Raw genomic sequence first — 15,243 nt, forward strand, 5'->3', positions numbered from 1 at the left:
GCCAAGGTAATCAAGGCAAGTGTTTCCAACCATCTTTTCATTTACTTGTCCAACAATTCTCTAATAACCTCTGGATACAACTTGTACTCTGCCTCATGAATCCGAGTTTCAAAACTGTCAATCGTATCATCAGCTAGTCGCGGTACACGGACTTGTTTGATAACCTTTCCAGTATCCACACCGGAATCCACCCAGTGAATGGTCACACCACTCTCAGCAACGCCAGCATTCCAAGCATCTTCAATACCATGAGCACCTGGAAATTCTGGGAGGTAAGCCGGGTGAATATTGATGATACGACCTTCATAAGCCGCCAATAAGGTTGGCCCAACAATTTTCATGTAGCCTGCTAGACAAACCAAGTCAATCTGGTGTTCTTCCAAGAGTTCGACAAGTGCCGCTTCGTAGTCTGCCTTGCTCTCAAACTCCTTGAGTTCAAAAGTATAGGACAGAACGTCGAGCTTGTCTGCACGTTCGAGCACATAGGCGTCACGATGGTCTGAAAAGACAAACTCTACTGGAAATTGTTCCGCTATCACCTGAAAATTTGAGCCATTACCAGAGGCAAAAACCGCTATTTTTTTCATTTGATGATGACACTTTCGTTTTCTTTCTTGACGATGCGACCAATTTCATAGACTGGTTCATCCAGCAATTCATTGACACGACCTACATTTTCAGGACTAACTGCCAACATGAGTCCCACACCCATATTGAAGATTTCAAACATTTCTTCGTGTTTGATCTGACCGTATTTTTCAAGAGCTTTGAAAATAGGAAGCACTGGTACCTTGCTTTCTTCAATCTCAGCTGCTAGGTCAGCAGCAAACATACGAGGAACATTTTCGATAAAGCCACCACCTGTGATGTGGGCAATACCATTTACCAAGCCTTCCTTGATGAGTGGCAAAACAGCCTTAACATAGATACGAGTCGGCTCAAGCAAAACTTCCTTGAGTTGCTTGCCTTCCAATTCTGGAAGGACTTCCTCACCTGTGTAATCCGCAAAGACACGACGAACGAGAGAGTAACCATTGGAGTGAATCCCACTTGAAGCAAGTCCGAGAAGAACATCGCCTTCTACAACCTTTGAACCGTCAATGATTTGAGATTTTTCAGCCACACCGACCGCAAAACCAGCTAAGTCATAGTCATCTGCGCCATACATACCCGGCATTTCAGCCGTTTCCCCACCGATGAGGGCAGCACCTGCCTGCACACAGCCTTCTGCCACACCAGCGACTACTTGTTCTAGATTAGCTGGTTCATTCTTCCCTGTCGCCACATAGTCCAGGAAATAGAGGGGCTCAGCACCTGCAGCGATAATATCATTGACACACATGGCCACACAGTCCTGACCGATGCTATCGTGCTTGTCGTACTTGATTGCCAACATGAGCTTGGTTCCGACACCGTCAGTCCCTGAAATCAAGACAGGTTCTTTAACTCCAGTCTTTGAAAGGTCAAACATACCACCAAAGCCACCAAGAGCTCCCATGACACCTGCACGCTCCGTACGAGCCACGTGCTTTTTAATCCGTTCAACAACTTCATAACCCGCTTCAACATCCACACCCGACTGGGCGTACGCATTCTTATTTGTCATTTTATTTTTCCTTTTCTTTAGATTGCGACGTATTTTTAGATAAACAATTATTTTATCTAAAAATACTAGTCAGGGCTCTAGCTTTGATCCTATAGGACAAAGCGTCTACTGACAAATGTTTTAGCTTTTAGTCAGTAGTGAGACGTGAAGCATAAGCATTCTTATTTGTCATTTGTTTATTCCTTTTCTTTTATGGAGAATCTTCAGTAACTCACTTATAAAAACTGGTCTTTTCTTCCAAACTTCTACGATAATCTTCTTCATAGTCGTAGAGAGGAGTTGGGTAGTCACCGTCAAAGTAAGCGACACAGAGACCACCATTTGGAGCATCTGTTTCAATACCAATCGAATCAATCAATCCCTCAACAGAAAGATAAGTCAGACTGTCTGCTCCAATGATTTGACGAGTTTCTTCGACAGTATGATTAGCTGCAATCAGCTCCTGACGTGTCTGGATATCAATCCCGTAGAAACATGGATAAGCTAGCGCTGGACTGCCAATGGCAACGTGAACCTCAGTCGCACCAGCTTCTTTCAAGAGCTGAACGATACGACGAGAGGTTGTTCCACGTACAATAGAGTCATCAATCATAACCACACGCTTGCCTTTTACAACGCCTGAAACAGCAGAGAGTTTCATCCGTACCCCTTGCTCCCGCAATTCTTGAGTCGGTTGGATAAAGGTACGTTGGGTGTATTGGTTCTTGATGAGGCCCATTTCATTTGGTAGCCCGGACTCTTCCGCAAATCCCATGGCTGCGCTGAGGGAGGAATTGGGCACACCGACCACGATATCCGCCTCATACTTGAATTCACGCGCCAATTGGGCACCCATACGTTTACGTGCCGTATGGACATTGACACCATGAATGTTAGAATCAGGGCGGGCAAAATAGATGTACTCCATAGAACAGATTGCTAACTGAGTATCATCCGTATAGCTATCATACTGGATGCCCTTGTCATCAATGATCACAATCTCACCGGGCTTCAAATCACGAATCCATTCAGCACCAATAACCTCAAAAGCACAGGTTTCAGAGGAAACCACCACCGCTCCGTTGGCCATTTTCCCGATAGAAAGTGGACGGAAACCATTGGGGTCAAGAGCCGCAATCAACTTGTCCTCAAACAGCAAGATATAGGCAAAACCACCTTTGACAAGGCTGAGCGCTTCCTTGATTTTGCCCATCAGGCTAGGATTATGACTGCGACGAATGAGGTGGGCCAAGATTTCCGAGTCCGAAGTCGCACTGAAAATCGCTCCTCTTTGTTCCAGTTCTTTCTTGAGAGAGGCAGCATTGGTCAGATTCCCATTATGAGCCAAGCCAAACTGCATATCGTGAAAACGGAAGAGGAAGGGCTGGATGTTATCTACAGAAGCTTCGCCAGCAGTCGCATAACGCACATGCCCAATCGCACCAGTTCCTGTCAATTTATCTAAGTTAGCAGGATTTCTGAAGACTTCTGATAAAAGTCCCATGTCACGATGGCGCTTCAATTGTCCCTGATCATTGGAGAGGATTCCTGCCCCCTCCTGACCACGGTGCTGAAGACTATGGAGACCAAAATAGGTCAATTTAGCAGCATCTGGATGCCCCCAGATACCGAAAACACCACATTCTTCATTAAGAGATTTTACTTCGTATGTCATTTTTTATACCTAATTTTTATTTGTGTAGCACCAAGAGCTAAATCTACATGACTTTTACATTACTGATACTATCTATTAAAACATCTGCAAGTCTTATTTTCCATTAAAGTATTTAACCGCTGACGCGAACAGGTGCTGGTCTTTATTGCCTGGGATGTTTTGGAAAAGACCGTCTTCAAAACGTTCTGAGTGGCCCATCTTACCAATGATTTGGCCGCTCTTGCTAGTAATTCCTTCGATGGCATGGACAGAACCATTTGGATTGTACTTAGAGTCCATACTTGGTTTGCCTTCGAAGTCCACGTATTGGCTAAAGATTTGGCCATTGTCACGGAGTTCAGCGAATTCCTCAGCCGTCACGACAAACTTCCCTTCACCGTGTGAAACAGGAATAGCATGGATATCGCCCACTTGCACCGCAGCTAACCATGGTGAGTTGGTATTGGCAATACGAGTTTCCACCATCTTGGCCACGTGTTGGTTAGCATCATTGTAGAAGAGGGTTGGGCTAGTACTAGTGACATCCTCGAAGTTTCCGTATGGAAGAAGACCTGATTTGACCAAGGCCTGGAATCCATTACAGATACCGATAATCAATCCACCACGGGCGATAAAGCTATCAATAGCTGAACGCACTTTTTCATTAAGCAGAATATTGACAATAAACTTGGCTGAACCATCTGGCTCGTCCGCAGCTGAGAATCCACCGGCAAAAAAGAGAATGTTAGCCTTGCCGATGTTGTCAACCATGGTTTCAACCGACTTGACAATGGCTTCTTCATTCAAGGTCACGAATGGCACCAAGTTGACCTCTGCACCTTCTTTTTCGAAGGCCTTGGCTGAGTCATACTCTGAGTTGGTGCCCGGGAAGACTGGGATATAAACCACAGGTTTTTCAACCTTTTCTTTGGCTTTAATCACAACATCTGATGCCACAGCTGGCACTGCTTCCAGTTCTTTTGCTTGAGCAAATTCTGTTGGGTAAACTTCTTCCAATTTGCCTTGGAAGGCACTGTCAAGTTTGTGTCCATCTAGCTTCACACCGTTGACAAGGAGTGTAAAGTCTGCACTTGTTTGTCCAATCTTCTCCACTCCAGCAATTTCTTCAGGAGAGGTAAAGACAAAGCCACCTAATTGAGCTGTCAAAGAAGTTCCAAGTTCAGGCAAGGTTACCTCTGCACCGATATGATTTCCAAAAGTAGCAAGTGCCAAACTTTCAACCACACCGCCGTATTTGACAGCTGAAGCTGCTGTTACTTTGTGAGCCTTTTGAAGGGCTTCAAACTGAGCAAAGTTTTTCTTAATCAAGTCAAAATCAATCTCTGCAGCAAGAACTTGACCTGGGATGTAGTAGATGTTTTCACCAACATTCTTGAACTCAGGAGAGAGTACCTTCCGGCTATCCGCTGTCGTCACCCCAAAAGCGACCAAGGTTGGTGGCACTGTCAATTCTTCAAAAGTACCAGACATAGAGTCCTTACCACCGATAGATGGCAAACCAAGCTGAATTTGTGCCTCGATAGAGCCTAGGAGAGCTGCTACTGGCTGACCAAAACGTTCAGCCTGCTTATCCATGCGTTCGAAATACTCTTGGTAAGAGAAACGAGCCTTAGACCAGTTGGCACCAGCAGCAACCAAACGAGCAGTGGCTTCGATTACAGCATAGGCAGCACCGTGGTATGGAGACCATTCAGCTACATATGGGTTGAATCCTTGAGCCATGACTGACGCAGTATGAGTCACACCGTGTTGAACTGGTAATTTCTGCACAGATGCCTCAGTTGGTGTGAGTTGGTAACGACCACCAAGTGGGTGATTGACCGTTGAGCGACCGACCGAGCAGTCAAAGATGGTCTGCAAGCCTTTTTGACTCGCATGGTTCAAATCAGACAGAACCGCAAGGGTATCTGCTTCAAGTGTATCAGCGCTTGTTGTACGCTCTTCTGGGAGTTTGACATCCTTGTCCACCACCTTTGCATCAACGACCACGCGCACACCATTGGTGTCAAGGAAACGACGTTCCAAGTCCACGATTGTCTCACCGTTCCAGTGCATGACTAGATTTGGTTTTTCAGTCACTGTCGCAACTACAACAGCATCAATATTTTCTTTGTTACATTCTACAACGAAGGTATCTACGTCCTCAGGACGAACCACGACTGCCATCCGTTCTTGAGATTCAGAGATGGCAATTTCGGTACCATTCAAGCCCTGATATTTAAGAGGCACCTTGTCTAGATCAATTTCAAGACCGTCTGCTAATTCACCAATAGCTACACAGACACCACCAGCACCAAAGTCGTTGGACTTCTTGATTAGACGAGTGACATCACCATTACGGAAGAGGCGCTGAATCTTACGTTCTTCGATGGCATTCCCTTTTTGAACTTCAGCTCCAGCAGTTTCCACGGACTCAACTGTTTGAACCTTAGAAGAACCTGTCGCACCACCGACACCATCACGTCCAGTCTTACCTCCAAGGAGGATAATGACATCACCCGCTTCCGGTTTTTCACGGACAACATTGCCCTTAGGAGCTGCTCCGACAACAGCACCAAGCTCCATACGTTTAGCTACAAAGCCTGGGTGGAAGTATTCACGAACGTAGGTCGTCGCAAGCCCAATCTGGTTACCATATGAAGAATAACCATGAGCCGCTGTTTTAGAAATGACTTGTTGTGGCAATTTCCCAGCACGCGTTTCCGAAATCGGTGCTGTAATATCACCCGCACCTGAAATACGCATGGCTTGATAAACGTATGAACGTCCTGACAATGGGTCACGAATGGCACCACCGATACAAGTAGCCGCGCCACCAAATGGCTCAATTTCCGTTGGGTGGTTGTGGGTTTCATTTTTGAACATGAGGAGCCATGGCTCTTTCACACCATCAATGTCCACTTCGATTTCGACTGAGCAAGCATTGATTTCGTCTGATACTTCCATATCATCCAAACGCCCATTAGCACGCTCATAACGACCGAAAATAGTCGCCATATCCATCAAGGTTTGCGGTTTTTCAGAACGCCCCAACTCATCACGCATGGCAATATACTTGTCATAGGTTGACTGCAATTGCTTTTGAAATTTAGAAGCTGAAAAGTCGATGTGTTTCAACTCAGTCTCAAAAGTCGTATGACGGCAGTGGTCAGACCAGTAAGTATCCAAAACCTTGAGTTCCGTCTCAGTTGGCACGCGCCCGATTGACTTGAAATAGTCTTGGATAAAGAGCAAATCATCCACTTCCATGGCCATCCCTTGCTCGGCCTTGTAGCGAGCAAAGTCTTCTGCTGTATAGTTTTCAAAGAAAGTCAATTTAGGAATGGTCTTGTCTGACTCTGAAAATTCCTGCTTAGCAACCCCTGTCGTGATGTCCTTGAAACGTGAATCCACTGGATTGAGCAGGTAGTTCTTGACCGCTTCCAACTCAGTCGCATCAATATCTTTATTCACCAAGTAAAGTTGGGCTGTATTGACTATCACATCACTCGAACTTCCCAGCAAAAGCAAGGCTTCCTGTGAAGATGCCGCACGCTGGTCAAATTGCCCAGGTAGACTTTCAATAGCAAAGAAAGCATAGTTAGCCAGATCCGCCTGTACAGCAGCTTCATCCAAGACATGGTCTGTCACCTGCTCAGAGAAGATGTGTTTCTCTGCAGGCGCAAACAAGTCCTCTGCCAAGTCAAATACATCATAAACTTGCACGATACGAATACTTTTCAAGCTTGAAAGTCCCAAGTTATGCTGAAGTTCTCTAACTAAACTTTCTGATTTGACCTGAAAATCAGCCTTTTTTTCAACAAAAATACGTTTATCCATCAATTCTTATTCCTTTATTTCAGCTCTTGCAATGTTCCAACGACCTTGAGGTTGTTATTTCAACCCCTGCAACTTTTCCCAAACAATCTCGTAAACGTCGGTTAGTTCTCCCAATCCTCTACGGAGTGAAAAGGTCTGGGGAACCTTTTCAGCCTGAATCCTTTTAGTTGAGAGACGAAGGTTTTCCGTTGCAAACAGATTATTTCAACCCCTGTAACTTTTCCCAAACAATCTCATAAACGTCGGTTAGTTCTCCCAATCCCCTACGGAAAACATCCTTATCCATGTGGTTGCCATCCGCATCCCACAAACGGCAGTTATCTGGTGAAAATTCATCTGCTAAGATAATCTTGCCATCCTTGTCAAAACCGAACTCTAGCTTAAAGTCAATCAACTTAAGCCCAATCTCAGCAAACCAAGTTTTCAAAAGTTCATTGATACGACGAGTTTCTTCCTTCAAATAGGCAATCCGCTGGTCATCCGCAATCTTTAGGAATTTCACATGCTCATCATTGATAAATGGATCATCCAAATCATCATTTTTATAGTAAAATTCGACAATCGGAGTCTCAAATGCGATTCCTTCGTCTACGCCAAAACGTTTTGAAAAGGAACCAGCAGTATAGTTTCGGAGCACGACTTCCAAAGGAATAATCTTAACCTTTTTATTGAGTTGTTCCGTGTCTGAAAGCTTCTCCACAAAGTGAGTCGCCACACCAGCCGCATTTAACTTCTCAAAAATAAAAGATGAAATCTGATTATTCAATACTCCCTTACCTGCAATCTGCTCCTTCTTGACACCGTTAAAAGCAGTCGCCTGGTCCTTGTAAGTCGAAATAATAAGATTTTCATCCTCAGTTGTATAGATATCTTTAGCTTTTCCCGAATAGATCAATTGTTTTGACATTTTAAAGTTCGCCTTTCGTATTACTTGAGCACATTCTACCATAAAAAACCTAAAATTACAAGAATTTAACCGAATAAATAACGTAGTAACTTCGAAAATCATAAAGAAAAAACTGCAAGAAAGATCTTTCTCACAGTTTTAAAATCATTTAACTCTAAAAATACGAACATTACTCTTTGTTCAAAAATTGATCCAAATAATAACGCAGGTAACTTTTCTTGCCCGTAATCATCTGTAGACGACCTTCCACCCCGTACCGAAGTTTTTCAGCTTGCTCCGAAGTTAGAGTAGTCTCCGCCTCGATTTTAAAGAAATTCCCTTTCTCAGTCTTAGTAGCTGTCGCATCTATGCTGGTAATCGTAGAATCTAGGAAAATTTGATTCTTGGCATCATGAGTCGTAGTATAACGAACAGAATCACCGACCTTGATCCTTGCTACATCTGTTGAACTGAGATAAGCTGTGAGTTTGGCTTTCCCTTCTTTCTCCAAGGACGGATAGAGTTGGGCTAGTAGGTCACCTTCTGCAACCATGGTAGAGTCACTGGTTTCAGGATTAAGATGAAGCACCCCATCCTCACTCGCCGTAATTTTCCCCTTGTCTAAAAGATTTCCCTGTACCTTCTTACCTGACTCTGCCTCCAAGATTTTCTGGTCTAGAAGGGTCAATTCCTGACCAACCTTTGCCAAGTGTTGGGATTTAAGGGATTCCAATTGACTACTTAAACCAGACGCGTAGGCTTGCTGGATACCTGAACCTGCATACTGGACACGGTAAGTAGCAAGACTAGATTCTAACTGAGAAAGCTGTGCTTCAACCTGCGCAACTGCCTGAGCTTTAGCTTGCGGATTTTCCTCACCCTGAGACTTGTAGGACTGGTAGAGAGAATAGGCTAGATTCTGACTGGCCAAGGAAGCACCTGTTTCAATAGCTGACTTAGCTGTCTGGTAATCGCGAATTTTAGCCTCTGTTTGACTGATGAGGTTGCCGATTTCGACTTGGGTTTGGCTAGCTGCTGCATTCTGGGATGCGATGGTCTCATTTTGTTGCGATGTACTAGCCCTAAGACTGCCTGCTTGACTGATGTAGTCGCGAAAGGTGGCTTGGTAGCCAAACTTATCCTCCTCTGGAAAGTGGTTCTCCCCTTCTTGCAAGCTCTTCTGCAAATACTCCAATTGCTTTTTTTGATCCTTGAGCATGTCCAACTGACTGGCATAAGACTCCGCTTGGACACCCTCTGCCCCTTCCTGATATTGAACTAACAGTTCTCCCTTTTTAACCAGCTTATTTTCTTCCAAATGATTGACAAGCATACGATTGTTGCTAGTTGACTGGATATTTGCAAGGATTCGACTAGGCTCAACAGTAGCTCTAGTAGACAAACTCATCTCCTTCTCTGCAAATGTTGCAAATCCAAGCAAAAACACGAGCAGAAGGGACATGGGGACAATCACCCGACTGGAAAAATTATGGTAACGACGATTATAAAACTCCGCACTTTCTAAAAATTCTGGTTTCATCCTCTCCTCTTTCTAGCTATTCACCAAATGGGCGTAAAATCCACCCCGTGCAAGCAAATCAGCATGCTTTCCTTCTTCAACAATCTTGCCCTGATCCAAGACAACCACCTTCTCTGTCCGCTCAGCAATGGTCAAGCGGTGGGCGATGAAAATCAAGGTCTTATCTAAAGCCATGAGATTATCTACAATTCGCTTCTCTGTCAAAATATCCAAACTGCTGGTCGCTTCATCCAAAATCAAGACCGGCGCATCTGTCAAGAGAGCACGCGCCAGAGCGATTCTCTGCCGTTGACCACCTGAAATCCCTGCCCCATCCGAAGTCAATTCGGTCTGGTAATTCAGTGACATGCGCTCGATATCCTCCCGAATCTCTGCCAATTCGACCGCCCGTAAGATATCCTCTTGAGTCGTCCCTTCCTTGGCTCCCAAAAGAAGATTCTCCAAAATCGTTCCGTTAAAGACATAGGGCTGTTGAGGCAGATAGTTGATATACTGGCGCAAGGCTTTTTTATCAATCTGATTTAGATTGACACCACCCAGACTAATCTCTCCCTGACTTGGGTCGTAAAAATTAACCATCATCTTGGCCAAGGTCGTCTTACCTGAGCCTGAAATTCCCACAAAAGCCACCTTAGAACCTTGGGGAATGGTCAAATTGATATCCGACAAGACGTCTCGACCATAGCCATACTTATAGTAAACCTGCTTGAAGCCCATATCTCCCTTCATCAAGCTCAAATCCTCAACTGTTTTCTTCTCCTCAAACTCAGAAGCTACCAGATAAACCTCATTCAGACGGTTATTGGCAACCTGCGCTGTCTGAAGCTTGGTTTGCAGGTTGATGATATTTTCCAAAGGATTGGTAAAGTAAACCAGCAAGGTATTATAGGTAATCAACTGCCCCAAACTCATCTTGCCATCCATGACCAGAACAGCCCCCATCCAGAGAATGCCGACATTGAGCAAGAGATGGGCAACTTTTTTCAGAGCCTTTTGCTGACTCTCTGCCCGACTATAGGTAAAGGATTTTTTCAGATAATCCACAAATTCCTTATCAATCTTTTGGTAACGCTGACTTTCACTGGTCAAGGACTTAATAGTCTCAATACCGTTGATATCCTCAATGATAGAAGAAGACAGAACCGCATTGGCTTCCATGGTATCCCGATTCATCTTTTCAAACGGCTTCATAAAAGCAAAGATAATCACTGTATAGATAGGAAGTGCCAATAAGGTCATGAAAAAGAGATTGGTATTTTGTGAAAATAAAACAAGAGAAATAATGACAACTGTTGACACATCTAGGAAAATCGAAAGGATGGTCGAAGCCAGCGCATCGATGATACTGTTAGCATCTGTAAAACGAGACACGATTTCCCCTGTCCTGCGTGTCGCAAAAAAGGACATAGGCAGGTGAAAAACATGCTTGATATAGGACAAAATCACATCAATCGACAAACGTTGCCCCAAAACAAGTAAGAGATACTCCTGAGCGTAAGACAAGATCTGCTGGAGAATATAGACGATAACCAGCCCAATAGAAATAATCCCCAGCGTCGAACGCATCTGATCTGGCACATAGGTATCAATGATAGACTGCAAATAATAAGAACCCACAATGTTAATCAAGGTTACCAAGAGTGTTGCCAAAACGATATTGGTAATCAAGCCACGCTGCTTCACTAATATAGGGATAAAAGAGAGCAAACCATTCTTTTGATCCTTATGAGGCTTGTAGTCTGGACTAGGTGCCATAAAAAGAGTCACTCCTGTCCATTCTTCCGCAAAACGCTCACGTGGCAGTTTGGTCAATTTCACCCCAGGATCTGGATCGGCAATATGAATGCTATCCTTATCCTGCCCAGTCACCACATAGTAGTGGAGCAATTTTCCTTCCTTAAGCACATGGGCAACAAAGGGAAAAGTCAAATCTGGCAAATCAAAGAGCGTCATATCTGCCTTAATTGCTCGCGTCTCAAAACCAATTTCCTCTGCCACCTTGACCAAGCCCAAGGCCGTAGTCCCATCCATAGTTGTCTTGGCCAATTCTCGCAAGTGAGCCAAAGAATAATAACTACCATAGTAGCCAAAAACCATGGCTAATGAAGCTACACCGCAGTCCATCTGATCCACCTGCGGACGATAGTGACGTTTCCCAAATTTCATATTCATCTCCTTTTTCTAATACTAAATGAAAATCAAAGAGTAAACTAGCCGCAGGCTGCTCAAAACACTGTTTTGAGGTTGTAGATAGGACTGACGAAGTTAGTCACATATATACGGCAAGGCGACGTTGACGTGGTTTGAATTTGATTTTCGAAGAGTATAAACTCATCTGATAATAACTATCTTACACCAATCCCCAAACAAAAACTGGACTTCCTCCCCAAATGCTCCTATCTACCTCCCAACTGTACTTTTTGGATAAAAAAATAAGCAGAACAAACGTCCTACCTAAAATATATATTTATTTCTTTTTCTTCCTAATTCTTTTGTCAATCATATATAAAACGATAATCGAAAACAGCGGTGGTACAATATAACTCTTTTCACTCATTGTCAGCTGAAATCCCAGAGTTGCTAGTATTTTAAAGATGAAAATATTCATTAAAAATAGAAAAACAAATACTAAAAAATATTTTAAAATCTTCTTCATTTCTTTTCTTCAACTTTCCAAATTTCTATACCTATTTTATCACATTTTATCAAAAATATATGTAAAACTCCAAATAAACACCTCAACTACACTTTTGTCAAAAAATAGGCAGAACAAACGTCCTACCTACTAAAAATATGCTATTGAAAGGAAAATGATTTTTTTCGGACACCCTAGGCAAGCTTGGGACAAATAAATCATTGATAGTAACATTTACGACATCCTATTTAAAGTTACTTCAATTTCTAATGTCCTTGCTATTTCTAAGCCACCTCTGGTATGATCTATTACTAGTCAGAATAGATAACACCGTTCTAAATTACGATTCATAGTTACTCCTTTTTTTGATTCGTTACTATAAGACACCTATTCCCTATAGAGCGTCTACTACCTCAAATTTATCCATTCTTTTTTTCTTTACTTCTGTATAAAAGAATGAAGACCATCACAAATAATGCAATCGTGGGTATATTAAGATTATCAAACCAAGTAGGTAAAGATACTTTATTTATGTCAGCTACTAATCTGATGATTATATAAGACATCAAACTAAGTAATACCATGATTTCAGGCAAAACTTTCAATACTGATTTAACAAATTTCATATTAAACTCCAATGTGATGCATTCTTAGATTCTACCCTAACCATTTTCAGCGCAGACTAACAAGTCATTCTTAGCTGCTTACTCTACTTGCTTTTTATTGACCTTATATCCTAGATAAAAGAGCCCAAATAAAACAGGGTAAATTTCTGGATAAAATAGGGTATTGATCGGATTTTTCAAAATCAAATACGTTGCGATGTAGATTATGAGCGATACGGTAAAATAACCCTCAGCAAAGCCTAATAAAAATGTTTTCATAAGAAACTCCTAATTACCTGACAAGAATGTCGGAAAAACGCTACCATTCATATACACAAAATCCTTTTGATTCATGTTCTTCATTTATAGTTTTGATTATTTTTTGACAAATCTTTGCGAAAAATACCAAAATATGCTGAGAAAAGCAACTCAACTAAAGTCCATTGCCAATTAAAGGATACTAACGAACCTGTACGAATCACGTGAAGCGCGACATTAAGAGTTATTCCCAACAAAGGAAATATCGTGGCTAGTTTAGGTAACAATGTATTGAGATTAAGGTTGCGATTATTCATTATCTAACCTCCACGACGAGCCAAATCTGAACCAAATTTGTGACCAGCATTAAAAATTTGTACAGCAGTATTCAGTACTCCTGCGATCCCAACTGCTTCCGCAAGACCAAAACCACCTTTTGTTCCCACTAATTCATCGTCAGATAATTGATAAAATTGTTCTAAGTTTATATTCGTCATTACTCCTTTGTATTATATTTTATTGCTATGTAAATGATTAAAATGAGTATTGGATAAGTAAATACTTCTGAAATATCCATAAAATTTACACTATACTATCCAGATAATATTTTATAATCAATTAAAATTTGAACGATAGTAAAAATAATACGTAGCGATAACAATACCCCTAATAATATCACTTCTTTTTTAAAAACATAGAAATGCCTCTCTGACTACAATCAGATTATGGTCTATTCGAAAACGAATTCAAAAATATAATATATGATATTCATTTTAATAAACTATATTAATAAAATGCATTGTAAACATTTCGCCCAAATGCTCTACCAGCATTATAGATACCACCGAAAAATCTTCCCGTACTATCAATCACTTTATGGACATCGATGTTAATATTACCTCTCCATGACACTCGACCGCCCTCTACTGTTGCTAAATCTTTTTCTGTAAGACTTGTAAATTTTTCTTCAATTTTTATCATATTCATTATGTCTGTTCCTCTTTATCTATAATTTTTTATTAAAATAAATAATTGTAAACCATTTCGCCAAACTTCTGCCCCGCCCAATAAATCGGTCCTAAAAGTAATGTCCCTAAAGCATAAACCCCAACTACTCCAACTATGAAAATTAATACTTTTACAGGAATTGACTGCAAACTGTAAAAATTCTCTACCCTAGTAATCCAACTTTCTATTATGCGTTCCATTAGCGCTCTTCCTTCCCTGTTAACGTCCACGACGCTTAGCATGTGCTCCTGAAGCACCATCTACAGCACCCAATAAAAATGTTCCTGCAATTGCGACTCCTCCAACTACTACTAAACCAAACAACAAGCCTCCTTCTACATTGGCTAATTCCTCATGACTCATTACATGAAAACTATTTTCCATATTTTTAATTTGTTCCATCTTATTCTCCTTTTTTGATTATTAACGATTGAAAAAGGTAGTTATTTGTCCTTTCCTTTTTCATATATTCTGTTCATTATTGTAGGTAAACTTTACTCTCTAAATGTTATCTTAAAATCCAAATAATGCACGACGTAAAATTAACCCCACCATTAAACCATGTTGGTAACTTGCCTCACTACCACCCACCAGCAAAGCTAAGTCGCTTTCCTTTAATACCTCAACCGTATACTTATCATTCATTTCATTCATCGCTTATCCTCCTAAAAACCTAAACCTCTACGAAATCCAAGGCACCAATCTGCAAGGATCTTCGCCCAATTTTCTCCACCTTGAATATCGGTCAATTCTTCCGAAGTTAGCTCAACAAATCCATAGTAATGTTCTTTCATTATTTTATTCCTTTCTTTTTTCCTCTCACTTATTTATTCGAAAATAAACAACTAAATCAAATTTTATTTAAAAAATAATTTAATGTACCATGAATACAAGATTGGTAGATACATAAACCAGACTCCTTTCTGTTTCCTCTTACTTATCTATTCGAAAAAATTTCGAAAATGTACAACTAAATGAAATTTATTTGAAAAATAATTTAATGTACCATGAATAGAAAATTGGTAGATACATGAAGCAAACTCCTTTCCTTTTCCTCTTACTTATCTATTCGAAAAACAATTCGAAAATGTACAACTAAATTAAATTTTATTTAAAAAATAACTTAATCAACCACGGATACAAGATTGGTAGATACATAAACCAGGCTCCTTCCTTTTCCTCTTACCTATCTATTCAAAAAAATTTCGAAAATGTACAACTAAATTAAATTT

General features: G+C 41.4%; 18 protein-coding genes. All 18 read right to left on the reverse strand.

The genetic code is table 11. The features are described 5' to 3' along the window. Window positions 1-41: 41 nt before the first annotated feature. The gene (purN, locus tag O3601_RS08265; protein WP_371472463.1) at window positions 42-587 is read right to left on the reverse strand and encodes a phosphoribosylglycinamide formyltransferase; all 546 of its coding nucleotides are present in this window, start codon (window positions 585-587) and stop codon (window positions 42-44) included. Then, window positions 584-1,606, reverse strand: coding sequence for a phosphoribosylformylglycinamidine cyclo-ligase (purM, locus tag O3601_RS08270; RefSeq protein WP_371472465.1), 1,023 nt, complete (start codon window positions 1,604-1,606; stop codon window positions 584-586). The genes purN and purM overlap by 4 nt, the downstream gene beginning before the upstream one ends. Window positions 1,607-1,817: 211 nt before the next feature. After that, complete coding sequence (gene purF, locus O3601_RS08275) at window positions 1,818-3,260, reverse strand: amidophosphoribosyltransferase (protein WP_371472467.1); 1,443 nt, start codon at window positions 3,258-3,260, stop codon at window positions 1,818-1,820. 93 nt (window positions 3,261-3,353) lie between these two features. Further along, window positions 3,354-7,079 (reverse strand): phosphoribosylformylglycinamidine synthase, encoded by a 3,726-nt coding sequence (locus tag O3601_RS08280; protein WP_371472469.1) that lies wholly within the window; start codon window positions 7,077-7,079, stop codon window positions 3,354-3,356. Window positions 7,080-7,133: 54 nt separating this feature from the next. Beyond that, the gene (locus tag O3601_RS08285) at window positions 7,134-7,277 is read right to left on the reverse strand and encodes a phosphoribosylaminoimidazolesuccinocarboxamide synthase (protein WP_371472512.1); all 144 of its coding nucleotides are present in this window, start codon (window positions 7,275-7,277) and stop codon (window positions 7,134-7,136) included. Between the two features lies 1 nt (window position 7,278). Continuing rightward, complete coding sequence (gene purC, locus O3601_RS08290; RefSeq protein ID WP_371472472.1) at window positions 7,279-7,986, reverse strand: phosphoribosylaminoimidazolesuccinocarboxamide synthase; 708 nt, start codon at window positions 7,984-7,986, stop codon at window positions 7,279-7,281. Between the two features lie 169 nt (window positions 7,987-8,155). Next, window positions 8,156-9,505 carry a competence pheromone export protein ComB gene (gene comB, locus O3601_RS08295; RefSeq protein WP_371472475.1) on the reverse strand — a complete coding sequence of 450 codons (1,350 nt, stop codon included), beginning with the start codon at window positions 9,503-9,505 and terminating at the stop codon, window positions 8,156-8,158. A gap of 12 nt (window positions 9,506-9,517) precedes the next feature. Next, the gene (gene comA / locus O3601_RS08300; protein ID WP_371472477.1) at window positions 9,518-11,671 is read right to left on the reverse strand and encodes a peptide cleavage/export ABC transporter ComA; all 2,154 of its coding nucleotides are present in this window, start codon (window positions 11,669-11,671) and stop codon (window positions 9,518-9,520) included. Window positions 11,672-11,972: 301 nt separating this feature from the next. Beyond that, window positions 11,973-12,161, reverse strand: a complete 189-nt coding sequence (locus O3601_RS08305) for a hypothetical protein (RefSeq protein ID WP_033679471.1) — start codon at window positions 12,159-12,161, stop codon at window positions 11,973-11,975. A gap of 398 nt (window positions 12,162-12,559) precedes the next feature. Beyond that, window positions 12,560-12,766 (reverse strand): bacteriocin immunity protein, encoded by a 207-nt coding sequence (locus O3601_RS08310; protein ID WP_371472479.1) that lies wholly within the window; start codon window positions 12,764-12,766, stop codon window positions 12,560-12,562. Window positions 12,767-12,844: 78 nt separating this feature from the next. Next, entirely contained in the window at window positions 12,845-13,024 is a 180-nt protein-coding gene (locus O3601_RS08315; RefSeq protein ID WP_000846993.1) for a hypothetical protein, read from the reverse strand. Window positions 13,025-13,104: 80 nt separating this feature from the next. Next, the gene (locus O3601_RS08320; protein WP_371472482.1) at window positions 13,105-13,320 is read right to left on the reverse strand and encodes a bacteriocin immunity protein; all 216 of its coding nucleotides are present in this window, start codon (window positions 13,318-13,320) and stop codon (window positions 13,105-13,107) included. Between the two features lie 3 nt (window positions 13,321-13,323). Then, window positions 13,324-13,500 carry a bacteriocin gene (locus O3601_RS08325; RefSeq protein ID WP_371472483.1) on the reverse strand — a complete coding sequence of 59 codons (177 nt, stop codon included), beginning with the start codon at window positions 13,498-13,500 and terminating at the stop codon, window positions 13,324-13,326. 289 nt (window positions 13,501-13,789) lie between these two features. Then, window positions 13,790-13,990 (reverse strand): SPPN_00645 family bacteriocin-like peptide, encoded by a 201-nt coding sequence (locus tag O3601_RS08330; RefSeq protein WP_049512841.1) that lies wholly within the window; start codon window positions 13,988-13,990, stop codon window positions 13,790-13,792. A gap of 32 nt (window positions 13,991-14,022) precedes the next feature. Then, complete coding sequence (locus O3601_RS08335; RefSeq protein WP_140834203.1) at window positions 14,023-14,211, reverse strand: hypothetical protein; 189 nt, start codon at window positions 14,209-14,211, stop codon at window positions 14,023-14,025. Between the two features lie 19 nt (window positions 14,212-14,230). Continuing rightward, window positions 14,231-14,413 (reverse strand): class IIb bacteriocin, lactobin A/cerein 7B family, encoded by a 183-nt coding sequence (locus tag O3601_RS08340; RefSeq protein WP_371472485.1) that lies wholly within the window; start codon window positions 14,411-14,413, stop codon window positions 14,231-14,233. A 111-nt stretch (window positions 14,414-14,524) separates the two neighbouring features. Continuing rightward, on the reverse strand, window positions 14,525-14,665 hold the full coding sequence (locus O3601_RS08345) for a hypothetical protein (RefSeq protein ID WP_371472488.1): 141 nt from the start codon (window positions 14,663-14,665) through the stop codon (window positions 14,525-14,527). Window positions 14,666-14,676: 11 nt separating this feature from the next. Continuing rightward, window positions 14,677-14,805, reverse strand: coding sequence for a smi_0059.1 family bacteriocin-like peptide (locus tag O3601_RS08350; protein ID WP_371472490.1), 129 nt, complete (start codon window positions 14,803-14,805; stop codon window positions 14,677-14,679). Window positions 14,806-15,243: the final 438 nt, after the last annotated feature.

Origin of the sequence: Streptococcus sp. 20925_1_69 (assembly GCF_041432365.1) — a bacterium.
Classification (GTDB): Bacteria; Bacillota; Bacilli; order Lactobacillales; family Streptococcaceae; genus Streptococcus.